General features: G+C 46.7%; 11 protein-coding genes. 1 reads left to right on the top strand and 10 read right to left on the bottom strand.

The window, feature by feature from the left end; all coding sequences use genetic code 11:
• Window positions 1-9: 9 nt before the first annotated feature.
• From AC9UGD_RS01195 to AC9UGD_RS01180, 4 genes are read right to left on the bottom strand one after another with little or no spacing between them, the layout of a single operon-like run.
• Window positions 10-372: a DUF948 domain-containing protein gene (locus AC9UGD_RS01195; RefSeq protein ID WP_509568356.1), complete on the bottom strand. Its 363-nt coding sequence runs from the start codon at window positions 370-372 to the stop codon at window positions 10-12.
• A 20-nt stretch (window positions 373-392) separates the two neighbouring features.
• Window positions 393-2,162: an aspartate--tRNA ligase gene (aspS, locus tag AC9UGD_RS01190; RefSeq protein ID WP_509568355.1), complete on the bottom strand. Its 1,770-nt coding sequence runs from the start codon at window positions 2,160-2,162 to the stop codon at window positions 393-395.
• A 22-nt stretch (window positions 2,163-2,184) separates the two neighbouring features.
• On the bottom strand, window positions 2,185-3,435 hold the full coding sequence (hisS, locus tag AC9UGD_RS01185; RefSeq protein WP_509568353.1) for a histidine--tRNA ligase: 1,251 nt from the start codon (window positions 3,433-3,435) through the stop codon (window positions 2,185-2,187).
• Entirely contained in the window at window positions 3,435-4,097 is a 663-nt protein-coding gene (locus AC9UGD_RS01180) for an MBL fold metallo-hydrolase (RefSeq protein WP_509568595.1), read from the bottom strand. The genes hisS and AC9UGD_RS01180 overlap by 1 nt, the downstream gene beginning before the upstream one ends.
• Window positions 4,098-4,280: 183 nt before the next feature.
• Here AC9UGD_RS01180 and AC9UGD_RS01175 point away from each other — a divergent pair, with 183 nt between their 5' ends.
• Complete coding sequence (locus AC9UGD_RS01175; RefSeq protein WP_509568351.1) at window positions 4,281-5,579, top strand: DUF349 domain-containing protein; 1,299 nt, start codon at window positions 4,281-4,283, stop codon at window positions 5,577-5,579.
• On the opposite strand, the gene AC9UGD_RS01170 is transcribed toward AC9UGD_RS01175, so the two are convergent.
• From AC9UGD_RS01170 to ruvC, 6 genes are read right to left on the bottom strand one after another with little or no spacing between them, the layout of a single operon-like run.
• Window positions 5,576-7,738, bottom strand: coding sequence for a RelA/SpoT family protein (locus tag AC9UGD_RS01170; protein ID WP_509568350.1), 2,163 nt, complete (start codon window positions 7,736-7,738; stop codon window positions 5,576-5,578). The two genes, AC9UGD_RS01175 and AC9UGD_RS01170, sit on opposite strands and share 4 nt — an antisense overlap.
• Before the next feature lie 8 nt (window positions 7,739-7,746).
• On the bottom strand, window positions 7,747-8,799 hold the full coding sequence (gene secF / locus AC9UGD_RS01165; protein WP_509568348.1) for a protein translocase subunit SecF: 1,053 nt from the start codon (window positions 8,797-8,799) through the stop codon (window positions 7,747-7,749).
• Between the two features lies 1 nt (window position 8,800).
• Window positions 8,801-10,312, bottom strand: coding sequence for a protein translocase subunit SecD (gene secD / locus AC9UGD_RS01160; RefSeq protein WP_509568346.1), 1,512 nt, complete (start codon window positions 10,310-10,312; stop codon window positions 8,801-8,803).
• A gap of 11 nt (window positions 10,313-10,323) precedes the next feature.
• On the bottom strand, window positions 10,324-11,364 hold the full coding sequence (ruvB, locus tag AC9UGD_RS01155; protein WP_509568344.1) for a Holliday junction branch migration DNA helicase RuvB: 1,041 nt from the start codon (window positions 11,362-11,364) through the stop codon (window positions 10,324-10,326).
• Entirely contained in the window at window positions 11,357-11,971 is a 615-nt protein-coding gene (gene ruvA / locus AC9UGD_RS01150) for a Holliday junction branch migration protein RuvA (protein WP_509568342.1), read from the bottom strand. Before ruvA ends, ruvB begins: the two co-directional genes overlap by 8 nt.
• Window positions 11,968-12,507: a crossover junction endodeoxyribonuclease RuvC gene (gene ruvC / locus AC9UGD_RS01145; RefSeq protein WP_509568340.1), complete on the bottom strand. Its 540-nt coding sequence runs from the start codon at window positions 12,505-12,507 to the stop codon at window positions 11,968-11,970. The genes ruvA and ruvC overlap by 4 nt, the downstream gene beginning before the upstream one ends.
• Window positions 12,508-12,523 lie beyond the last annotated feature (16 nt).

The raw sequence follows: 12,523 nt of genomic DNA, 5'->3' as shown, positions 1-12,523 counted from the left end.
TAGTTACGATCACTCAGCCTTCTTCTTCTTTGCACGGCCCTTGTTTATTTGAGCCGCAGACAAGAGTGCGCCAGCCACTTTTACAGCAGAACCATTCTTATTAATAAATCCTGTTGTTGCCTCGTTCACCTTGTCTGATAGATCTTCAATATTCTTGGTGACACGATTAATGCTGTGTAACGGACCATTGACCAAGGTAACAGTGGTGTGAACCTCATCGATTAAAGGTGCAGCTTCATCAGTTATTGCTTTGAGCGAAAGCTTCGCCTCGTCGATTAATCGACCAAATCGGACGACCACATATGCAATAGCCAATGCAATTACAGCTAGTGATGATGCTGCAATTATCGTCGCAATTCCGCCTGGACCCATATCGCTAGCCTACCTGACCCTTAACTTTCCTGAGGTGATTTAGTAGGTGTTGCAGCTGCTTGTGGAACCCAGTCGATTCCGCTCTCTTTTCGTTGAGCAGGAGTGATCGGAGTAGGTGCTCCTGTTAATGGATCTCCACCACTTGCAGTCTTAGGGAATGCAATTACTTCACGGATCGAATCTGATCCAGTCAATAACGCACATACGCGATCTAAACCAAGTGCGATTCCGCCATGTGGAGGAGGTCCATAGTTAAATGCCTCCAACAAGAATCCAAATTTACTGTTTGCCTCTTCATCAGTTAACCCGATTACCGAGAAAACATCCTTTTGAATAGTGCGGTCATGAATACGAATCGATCCACCACCTAATTCAGTTCCATTCAAGACAATGTCATAGGCATAGGCAAGGGCTGATGCTGGATCAGATTTAAATGTGGCAGCAAATTCTGGTTTTGGACCAGTGAATGGGTGATGAACAGCTGTCCAGCCACCGTTATCTGTTGGCTCAAACATTGGCGCATCTACAACCCATAGAAATTCCCATTTACCATCAGGGATTAATCCACAGCGCTTTCCTATTTCTAACCGAACCGCACCTAAAAGATTTAAAGAAGGTGTGCGATCACCAGCTGCAAAGAAAATTGCATCTCCTGATTTGGCACCTGCAGCCTCAACCACTCCTGCTGTTTCTTGCTCTGATAAATTTTTGGAAACTGGGCCACCTAAGGTGCCATCATCATTGACCAGAATGTACGCAAGTCCCTTAGCGCCACGTGCCTTCGCCCAGTCCTGCCACGCATCTAACTCACGACGAGCAGATGATGCTCCCCCAGGCATAACAACAGCACCTACATATGCTGCTTGGAAAACCCTAAAAGGTGTTTCCGCGAAAAATGAGGTGAGATCCACTAGTTGATTTGCAAAGCGCAAATCTGGTTTATCAGATCCATAGTGTGTCATTGCATCTGCATATGTCATGCGTTTTAGTGGAAGAGGAATATCGTAATCAACGGTCTCTTTCCATACACGAGCAACAATCTTTTCAGCTACCGACAAAATATCTTCCTGATCGATGAAAGACATTTCGATATCTAACTGGGTGAACTCTGGCTGACGATCAGCGCGGAAATCTTCGTCACGGAAACAGCGAGCAATTTGATAGTACTTTTCCATGCCTGCAACCATCAACAATTGCTTAAACAATTGAGGCGATTGAGGTAACGCATACCAACTTCCGGGCTGCAGACGTACTGGAACCAAGAAGTCTCGCGCACCTTCTGGTGTTGACCTGGTCAAATAAGGTGTTTCTATCTCAAGGAAAGTTTCTTCCTCCATCACGCGACGAATCGTCGATGTTACCTTTGAACGTAAGCGAAGGTTGTGCGCCGGCTTTTCGCGACGCAGGTCCAGATACCGGTAGCGCAGCCGAACCTCTTCGTTGATTTCAGCATCATCACCGCTATCAATTGGAAATGGGAGAGGCGCTGATTCTGATAAGACAACAACCGTGTCACCCATAACTTCAATGTCACCTGTAGCAATATTTGTATTCTGGTTTCCATCGGGTCGGGCAACTACTTCGCCCGTAATAAGTAAGCACCACTCTGCTCGTAAAGATCCTGCAACTTTTTCATCGCGAATAACTACTTGGACAGATCCCGATGCGTCACGAAGATCGATAAACGCAACACCACCGTGATCTCGACGACGTGATACCCATCCGGCAAGGGTTACTGTCTGACCCGCATAGGATTTTCGAAGTGATCCAGCTTCATGTGTACGCAACATTAATTAGTCCAATTTTTCCGATTTAGAGTGCTTCGAGCAATGAGTCAATCTTAACTGAAGATGTGTGCCCAGAATTCATCTCTTTTAATTCAACATTTCCGCTGGAAATCTCTGAATCTCCAAGAACAATAACGTGCGTGGCACCACTCTTATCCGCACCCTTCATGGCTCCCTTTAGCGCACGATCCCCAAAAGCTATTTCGACAGTTTTGCCATTAGCTCGTAAATCAGCAGCAATAGTGAGCGCTTTGACTTTAGCCGCATCCCCCAAGGGAATAATAAAAAGATCCGAAACAAATGCATCGCTTCCAATTAATCCCTCGGCTTCTGCCGCCAACAGGGCACGATCAACTCCTAGCCCAAATCCAATACCCGAAAGAGATTGCCCGCCAAGCTGTTCCATCAATCCGTCATATCTCCCACCCCCACCGATGCCCGATTGGGCACCAAGTAGTTCGTGAACAAACTCAAAAGTAGTGCCGGTGTAGTAATCCAACCCACGAACCATCCGAGGGTTAACGACATAGGAAATTCCCAACGCATCAAGATATCTTTGCAATTGATCAAATTGTTGACGCGATTGATCATTGAGATAGTTGATCAACAATGGTGCATCAGACATGGTCTTACGCATCTCTTCTCGCTTATCGTCAAAAAGGCGAAGTGGATTAATTAACGCCCGAGCCGCTGTTGCTTCATCCAATGTGAGTTTTGAAATGAATTCAACCAAATCGATTCGATGTGCAGCTCGAGATTCAGCATCGCCGAGCGAGGTAATCTCTAGGCGATATTTGCTTAATCCAATGGCCTTGAATCCTGCATCAGCAATTGCGATTACCTCTGCATCAATTGCAGGATCATCTAAGCCAATCGCTTCAATTCCAACTTGATAGAACTGGCGGTAGCGACCAGCCTGAGGTCGCTCTGCTCGAAAGAATTGTCCCGAGTACCAAACTTTGACTGGCAATTGTCCACGATCTAAACCATGTTCGATCACTGCACGCATGACACCGGCAGTTCCTTCGGGGCGTAAAGTTATAGAACGCCCACCACGATCTTCAAATGTATACATTTCCTTTGATACGACATCTGTAGATTCGCCAACACCGCGCGTAAAGAGTTCCGTATCTTCAAAAACTGGTAGCTCAATTAAGTGATACCCAGCCAACTTTGCAGGAGCAATCAAACTCTCTCGCACAAATTCAAAGGCACTGGATCTGCTTGGAACGTATTCGCTAACACCTTTTGGTGCAGATATTTTTTGTCCCGACATTAGTATCGACCCGCCAAACTCTTCAAGTAAGGATTATTCTTCTTCTCACTCAACATCGTTGTATCTGGTCCATGTCCAGGTAGCACACGTAAATGATCTGATAAAGGCACTACTTTTTTACGCAATGTTTCTTCCATATCTTTAGCCGAGCCTGTTGGTAAATCTGTACGTCCAATAGAACCAGCAAATAGGACATCCCCGCTGACTAATACCTCATTGGAAACTTCAAACATCAGAGAACCACGGGTATGACCCGGTGCATGTATTGCCTTGAACGAAAGACCGACAAGATCAATTACATCACCATTTCGAAGTTCTCGAACTTCTTCTGGCTCAGTAAAGTTTAATCCGGACAAGATTCCGGCATATTCAGGACCATGCAGCTTTTCCGGATTAGCTAGGAATGCGCGATCTTCACTGTGAATGTAAGAAGGGATTCCATAACCATCGGCAATCGACTGAATGGAAAAGGTATGGTCGAGGTGGCCATGGGTGGCAATGACAGCGATTGGTTTCAAATTATGTTTTTCTAAAAGCTCCGTCAATTGGTGCGAGACATCGGGCATACCTGGATCTATTACAACGCATTCGGAACCAGGCTCGGTTGCGATCACCCAGCAGTTGGTGGCAAACATTGGGGCGGCAAATGAGTCGACCAGCATCACGCATCCCTCCCCATTCCACGCTCAAATTAGGGTGCGATTGACGCTCACACCATGAGACAGGGTACCTTTTGCACACGAATACACCCTCTACCCACGCTCAGAAGTGATGAAACTTCTAAGCATCGCACCCACCACATAGCGAACTTCATACAGAAGAAACGCGCTGAAAGGATCACTCTCATGACAGATATGAATTTCCCACAACAGGCCAGCGCAGCAAGTGCGTTGATCGGAGATCCTTCAGCTTTTGGTCGAGTCGCAGAAGATGGAACAGTGTTTGTTCGCACATCACACGGTGAAACTGCTGTTGGTTCGTATCCAGGTAAATCTGCCGAAGAGGCGCTCGCATATTTTGTTCGTAAATTTGAAGTTCTCGCAGCAGAGGTAGCACTGCTTGCAGCACGAATTAAGAGTGGCGCAATGGTCCCATCGGATGCATATGCAGCGGTCAAAAAATTACGTGATCAAGTTAAGGAACTTAATGGTGTGGGCGATCTAGAAGCTCTAGCTGCATCTGTCGAACAGATCGAACCCTTGATCGAAGGACATCGCGAAGCATTCGAAGCAAAAAAAGCGGCCGAAGCAGCCGCTAAAGCAGCACGCCGCGAACAGATAATTGTTGAAAAAGAAAAGATTGTCGTCGAGGCTGAAGGACTAGCTCTCTCAGAGAGTTGGAAGAGTACTGGCGACCGTTTGAAAGTACTTCTTGATGAATGGAAGGCTGCCCCTCGTCTTGATAAGAAGGCTGATGCTGATCTGTGGAAACGTTTTTCTTCTTCTCGCAATAAATTCGACAAGCGTCGCCGTACACATTTTGCAGCATTAGAAGCAACACAATCAGTAGTTGCAGATGCTAAAAAAGCTATCGTAGAAGAAGCCGAAAAACTTGCTACCTCGACTGAATGGGTTCCGACCGCAAAGCGCTTCAAAGCCTTGATGGATTTTTGGAAAGCATCTGGACGCGGTAAGCGAAATGATGATGCAAAGTTATGGTTACGCTTCAAAGGTGCTCAAGATCAATTCTTTGCCGCAAAAAATGCTGATCTTGAAAAACGCGATGTCACTATGGCTGCAAATTTGGCTAAGCGTGAAGAGTTGTTAGTTTTGATCGAAGCTGTGCTTCCTATAACCGATGTGAAGGAATCACGTAAGGTGTTGAACGAGCATCTACGCGCGTGGGAAAAGATTGGGATGACTCATCGCGATAAGCGCGCAGCTCTTGATGCACGAGTTGCCCAGGTTGAATCCGTTGTTAAGCAAGCTGAAGCCGATGTTTGGCGCAAAACTGATCCTGCTGCAAAGAAGCGAGCCGAAGAGGTTGTTGCACAGTTAACTGAATCTATCGCCAATTATGAAAAGGCTGCAGCAAAGTTTGCCGCTAGCGGTAACACAAAGAAATCTGAAGAAGCAGCAGAATCTGCAACGGCTCGAAAGGTCTGGTTAGCGGAGGCTGAAAAGGGTTTAGCCGAATTCAATTAGTTATTGGTTGTTCGGTAAACATCGTAGACGCCTTCGATGCTACGGACAGCGGCCAAAACTGCATCTAGATGAGTTGCATCTGCCATTTCAAATGTAAATCGTGAAAAGGCAGTTCGATCCTTTGACGTGCTCACAGCTGCACTGAGAATATTTACGTGCTGATCAGACAATGTACGTGTTACATCTGCAAGCAAGGATGCACGATCTAAAGCCTCAACTTGGATGTTAACTAGAAATACTGACGACGCGCCTAAGCGCCATTTAACATTTACAACCCGATCTAATTGATGGATCTGTAAATCATGAGCGTTAGTACAATCCGTTCGATGAATTGATACTCCGCTGCCCTTAGTTATGAAGCCCATAATTTGATCACCAGGAACTGGAGTACAACAGCGTGCAAGTTTTACCAGTACATCGTCTGCACCTTCGACATCAATCGCATTGCTAGAACGTCGCGTGGTGGGTGCCCGATTTGGAAAAACTTCCATCGTTGGCTCAGGGTGTGAGTCTTCTGCGCCTAATGCTGTGACCAACTTATCGATAATAGATGCAGCAGAGACATAGCCATCCCCCACCGCTGAATACAACCCATCAATATCTGGGTATCGAAGTTCGTGTGCTAATTCCAGTAAAGAATGACCTGCAAATATTTTTTGCAGAGGTAATCCCGCTTTACGCATTTGTCGAGCGATAGATTCCCGACCTGCATCTATGGCTTCTTCGCGACGCTCCTTGCTAAACCACGCCTTTATCTTTGAACGAGCTCGGGGGCTCTTAACAAAATTAAGCCAATCGCGACTCGGGCCCGCGGATTCACTTTTGTTAGTGACGATTTCAACCACATCACCATTGTTTAAACGGGAATCCAGCGGAACTAAGCGACCATTTACCTTAGCGCCAGCACATCGAAGTCCCACATCTGTGTGAACAGAAAATGCAAAGTCCACCGGGGTCGAACCACCAGGTAAAGCGACAACACTCCCCTTAGGCGTAAATACGAAAACCTCCGGCGACCCCAAATCAAAACGTAACGCTTCCAGAAATTCAGACGGATCTTCTGTCTCTTTTTGCCATTCATGCAACTGGCGGAGCCACAGCATTTCAGGAGAGCTTTCAGTGTTCTCCGGTCCCTGCTTGTATTTCCAATGTGCTGCGATACCAAATTCTGCTCGTGCATGCATGTCATAGGTTCGAATTTGTATCTCAATGGCTTTTCCAGTCGGACCAATTACAGTTGTATGCAGGGACTGGTACAAATTGAACTTCGGCATCGCGATGTAATCCTTGAAACGTCCCGGAACAGGACTCCAGCGCGCGTGAATAGAACCGAGCACCGCATAACAATCGCGAACATCATTTACTAATACTCGTATACCGACTAGGTCATAGATTTCGTTGAATTCTCGTCCTCGAACAACCATCTTTTGATACACAGAGAAAAAGTGTTTATTGCGGCCAGTTACGGTTGCATCGATACTGTCTCGCTGAAGATCCTCTTTGACCGAAACAATTACCTCTTCGGTTAAGGCGTCACGCGATGGAGAACGTTCGGCGACCAAGCGGGATATTTCCTCAAATTTCTTAGGCTCTAACACCTCAAAGGAAAGATCTTCGAGTTCCCATTTAATCGCGTTCATACCTAGGCGATGAGCTAATGGTGCGTAAATATCCAAAGTTTCACGTGCTTTTCGAAGTGCACTCTCTTCTGATACATATTTCCAGGTTCGCGCATTATGTAAACGATCTGCCAGCTTGATTACAAGTACTCGGATGTCACGAGACATTGCAATCACCATCTTGCGAACTGTTTCTGCTTCGGCAGTTGGTCCATAGGCCAACTTGTCTAACTTGGTAACACCGTCAACCAAGTTTGCGACTTCATCACCAAAATCGATTCGTAATTGAGTGAGTGAATATTGCGTATCTTCAACGGTGTCATGCAGAAGAGCAGCGATTACAGTAGGTTGATTAAGGCCGAGGTGTGCAAGGATTTCAGCAACAGCGACTGGGTGGGTTATGTATTCCTCACCTGATTTACGAAGTTGCCCCTGATGAGCATCCCGCGCAACAACAAAGGCACGTGACACCTCATCAGAATCTACTGAGGCATGATTTTCTTTGAGAGCACTGATTACTGGTGCTATCAAAGTATCCACAAAAGACCCTACTTACGACCCTTACGCTTTGGTTGATTACGAGGTCCTCGTCCATTGACAGCTTCAACTGTGACAGAGGATGCAACCGCAGTGGCACCTCCTGCTCGTGCATTAGCGCGCTTTGCAAGTGCCTGCATCGCCGGCTCCTTCTCGCGCAATTGCGCAAGGATTGGAGGTGCGATGAAAATTGAAGAGTAGGTTCCAACTAACAAGCCAATAAACAACGCGAGTGAGAGATCCTTAAGCGTTCCAGCTCCCAGTAATCCTGCTCCGACAAAGAGAATCGAAGCCACAGGCAACAAAGCGACAATCGAAGTATTCGTTGAACGAACTATTGTCTGATTTACAGCAAGGTTAACCGCTTGAGAATATGTCTTAGTTGACGACGATGTAATCGACTTTGTATTTTCTCTAACCTTGTCGAAAACGACCACCGTGTCATACAAGGAGTACCCAAGAATCGTTAGGAAACCAATAACGGTTGCAGGCGTTACATCAAAACCTACTAGTGCATAAATTCCAACTGTAATGAACACGTCGTGAATCACCGCGATGATCGCTGCAAGTGCCATTTTTGGCTCAAGTGCCATAGCTAGATAAATCATTACAACAAGCAAGAAACCGAATAGACCGTACAGCGCCTTACGTGTGATCTCCTTGCCCCATGACGGGCCAATTATTTGTGTATCAATTGTGGCTGCACTGACCGAGAACTTTGCTGCTAACGCATCCTGAACGGCGTCGTTCTGAGCCGACTCAAGTGAGCCCGTTTGTACACGAACTTTATTGTCTCCAATTAATTGAACGATTGCTTCGCCTGTCACGCCCGCCTCTTCTACAGCCCCGCGAGCTTCTGCAACAGATGGATTTTGAGTCGTCACAGTGAAAGAAGATCCACCTTTGAACTCAATACCCAATTGAAGACCCTGAACTGCAAGTGAACCAATTGAAACAACAATGAATAGTAAAGAGACCATGTACCACTGACGGCGACGACCAATGAAGTTAACCGAGGTTTCTCCACGATACAAACGACCACCTAGACCAGATAGCTTTGACATGTTATGCCTCCTTCGCAACGGACATACCTAAGCTCTTTGGTGAGAAACCAGAGAGAGGATGACCTGAGTTAAAGAACTTGCTTCGAGAAACCAAAACCAGCGCAGGTTTTGTGAACCAGAAGATGACTATTAAGTCGATTATGGTTGTTAAACCTAATGTGAATGCAAATCCACGAACACCGCCCACTGAGAAGACGTACAACAAGACTGCGGCAATCAAGGATACAAAGTCTGCAACCAAGATTGTTCGTCGTGCTCTAACCCAGCCAGTTTCAGCCGCCGTGCGCAAGGTTCTGCCTTCGCGCATCTCATCTCGAACACGCTCAAAATAAACAATAAACGAGTCGGCGGTTACGCCAATCGCAACAATTGCACCAGCAATTCCAGCAAGAGTTAATGTGAATCCAATCCACTCACCCATCAGTAGGAAGAGCAGATAAAGCATTAATCCTGCGATTGCAAGTGAACCTACTGTTACAAAACCCAATGCGCGGTAATACAAGAGGGTAAAAATTACTACCAATAACAAACCTAAAGCACCTGCTAGTAATCCAGCGTTTAGCTGATCGGCACCAAGTGTCGGTGAAACCTGCTGAACTTCACCGCGATCAAATGCCAACGGCAAAGCACCGTATTTAAGAACGTTCGCCAGATCTTGCGCTTCTAACTGTGTGAAACTTCCTGTGATCTGCGCGCTCCCTGAGGGAATAGCCTCCGTGATACGAGGGGAAGAAACAACCAGTCCATCTAGAACAATCGCAACCTGGTTTGTTGGTTCCGGTAGTGTGGTGACACGCGAAGTCAGAGCAGCAAATGCCGAAGTTCCTTCATTATTAAATGTCAGACTTACGAACCAAGCACTACCTGCTTGTGTATCTAAACCAGCAGAAGCTTTCGATATTTGACGTCCCAATACTTCAGCCGGAGCTAAAACATACTTTGTCCCACCAGTACGATCACAAGTAACTAATGTGTCAGTTGGTGCATCCACGCCAGTGCCCTGCAAATTTTCCGGCTTTGTGCAATCCAGCGTTGCAAACTTTGCATTAATTTCTGCGCTCACTCCAGCAACTGGAGTTGCTGCTGCATCGGCTGTAGTTGGAACACCTGAAGCTGATGCAAGCACTTGGCGAAAACGAAGTTCCGCGGTCTGACCAACTAAATCAACAACACGGCGACCGGTATCCCCCGGAACAGCAATAACAATCTGACGATTTGTACCGCTTCCTTGCGCAGATACCTCAGACTCAGCAACACCAAGAGAGTTAACACGTTGACGAATAATCGATACCGCCTGATCAATCGCTTCACTTGTTACTTTGCCTTCATCACCTGGTGCAATTCGTGGCTGCAAAGTGACCGAAGTTCCTCCACGAAGGTCTAGCCCCAGGCGAACTGAAGTGGATCCTTGGATGAACACGAGACTTGCCATGGCCACGAGAATCAGGCCAAGAATTGCCAAAGTGCGAACAGGGCGTGAGCTCGTCTTAATTGGTTTAGTAGTTGTAGACATAGTGCGAGAGTCTAGGCGTCAGGTGCTGGTAAGTCGAAAAGCGTCGAAATCTCCGCAGGTGGTGTTCGTCCTATATGACGCCAACCCTGAGCCGTGGCTACCCGCCCGCGTGGAGTTCGGGCCATAAACCCGTTTCGCACTAAGAAAGGCTCGGCCACAGATTCCACAGTTTCCACCTCTTCGCCAACAGCTATTGCCAAGGTGGAAAGCCCAACAGGTCCTCCATTAAATCTTTCGATGAGGGCAACCAAAACTCCGCGATCTAGTCGATCTAAACCAAGTTCATCTACCTCGTACATCTCTAAGGCGGATTTCGCATCGGTGAGTGAAATCCGTGGACTGCCTTGGACTTGTGCGTAATCTCGAACTCGGCGCAGTAATCGGTTGGCGATACGTGGAGTTCCACGTGAACGCCCGGCTACTTCGACTATTGCATCGGTGTCGATATCAATCTTGAGCAATTCAGCACTACGGGTAATTACATGGGCAATGTCTGCTTCATTATAGAAATCGAGGTGAGCTGTAAATCCAAATCTGTCACGCAATGGACTTGGCAACAAACCAGCACGAGTTGTTGCACCCACCAATGTGAAATGTGGAAGCTGTAATGGAATTGCCGTAGCGCCGGGGCCCTTACCAACAATTACATCGACACGAAAATCCTCCATAGCTAAATAAAGGAGTTCTTCTGCTGGCCGCGGAAGGCGATGTATTTCGTCTAAGAATAAAATTTCACCTTCTACCAATGAAGAGAGAATCGCCGCTAGGTCGCCTGCATGCGTTATGGCAGGACCACTAGTTATACGAATCGGTGCTTGCATTTCGCTTGCCAAAATCAAAGCCAGGGTTGTCTTGCCCAATCCTGGAGGACCAGACAACAAAATATGATCAGCCGGAGAATTACGATGGCGCGCTGCAGTTAATAGAACATCAATTTGTTCACGTACGCGTTGCTGTCCAACAAAATCTTGCAACGTTTTTGGCCGTAACGCATGCTCGACAGCAGATTCTTCACCTTTTACCTGTGGTGTAACTAAACGATCGTCAGCCACGAGCACTCTTTCCACTTGCAAGGGTTAACTTCAACAACTCACTCAACTCCAATTTCGATGCATCTATTCCATCGGCCTGCAATGTTGAAACCACTTGTGAAATGGCGTTATCTGACTCCTTTGGCGAGAATCCAAGTGAGACAAGTGCGCTAGTTAATTGTTCACGCCAAGCAGGTTGGTGTCCTTTGTATTGATGTACAGATGAAAGATCACTTAATTTGCCTTTGAGTTCGAGAATTAAACGTTGCGCACCTTTTCGGCCGATTCCTGGAACTTTCTCTATAGCGCCAATGTCTTCTTGCGAAATCGCACGTCCCAAATCTTCAGGTGTTAGCGCCCCCAAAATGGAAAGTGCAACCTTTGGACCTATACCCGAAACCGTTTGCACCAGCTCAAAAAGTGAACGTGATTCATCGTTGATGAAACCAAACAAGGTGAATGAATCTTCCCGAACAACTAAGGATGTAAACAACTGCACTTGAGACCCTAAGGTAACCTGCGCGGCTGTCTGCGGATTTACTAAAACAGAGACACCAAAGCCACCAACTTCAACAATAAGACGATCAGAGGAAACTGAACGCACAGACCCCGTTAGTAAAGAAATCATCGAGCGTGCAATTTCTTCAAACGTGATTGTTCTGCTGCCAACGCTGCCGCAAGTTTAGTGTTTCCTCCACCACGCCAAATGTGACAGATCGCTAACGCCAATGCATCTGTTGCATCAACTGGTTTTGGAATTGTCTCGAGATTTAGAATTTTTTGAACCATTAATGCGACTTGGGCTTTGTTTGCTCGCCCACTACCCGTAACAGAAGCTTTAACTTCAGAAGGCGTGTGCATCATTACTGGGACCCCGGCCTTTGCTGCAAGCAGTAATGCAACCCCGGCTGCCTGACCTGTTCCCATAACTGTTCTGACATTGTGTTGTGAAAAAACACGCTCAACTGCAATTACATCTGGCTTCCAGAGATTAATCCATTCAGATAGTTGTTGATCTAAATCCAACAACCGCTGATCAAGCGGTGCCTCTGACGAAGTGAGAATTACACCAACTCCTACCAATGAAATAGGAGAACCAATCGCACCTTCGACGATACCAATGCCGCAGCGAGTTAGGCCTGGGTCCACGCCCAATACTCTCATCGCTTAGCCTCGTGCT

The organism is Candidatus Planktophila sp., assembly GCF_044232745.1.
Classification (GTDB): Bacteria; Actinomycetota; Actinomycetes; order Nanopelagicales; family Nanopelagicaceae; genus Planktophila.
This window is presented reverse-complemented; position numbering and strand designations above follow the sequence as displayed.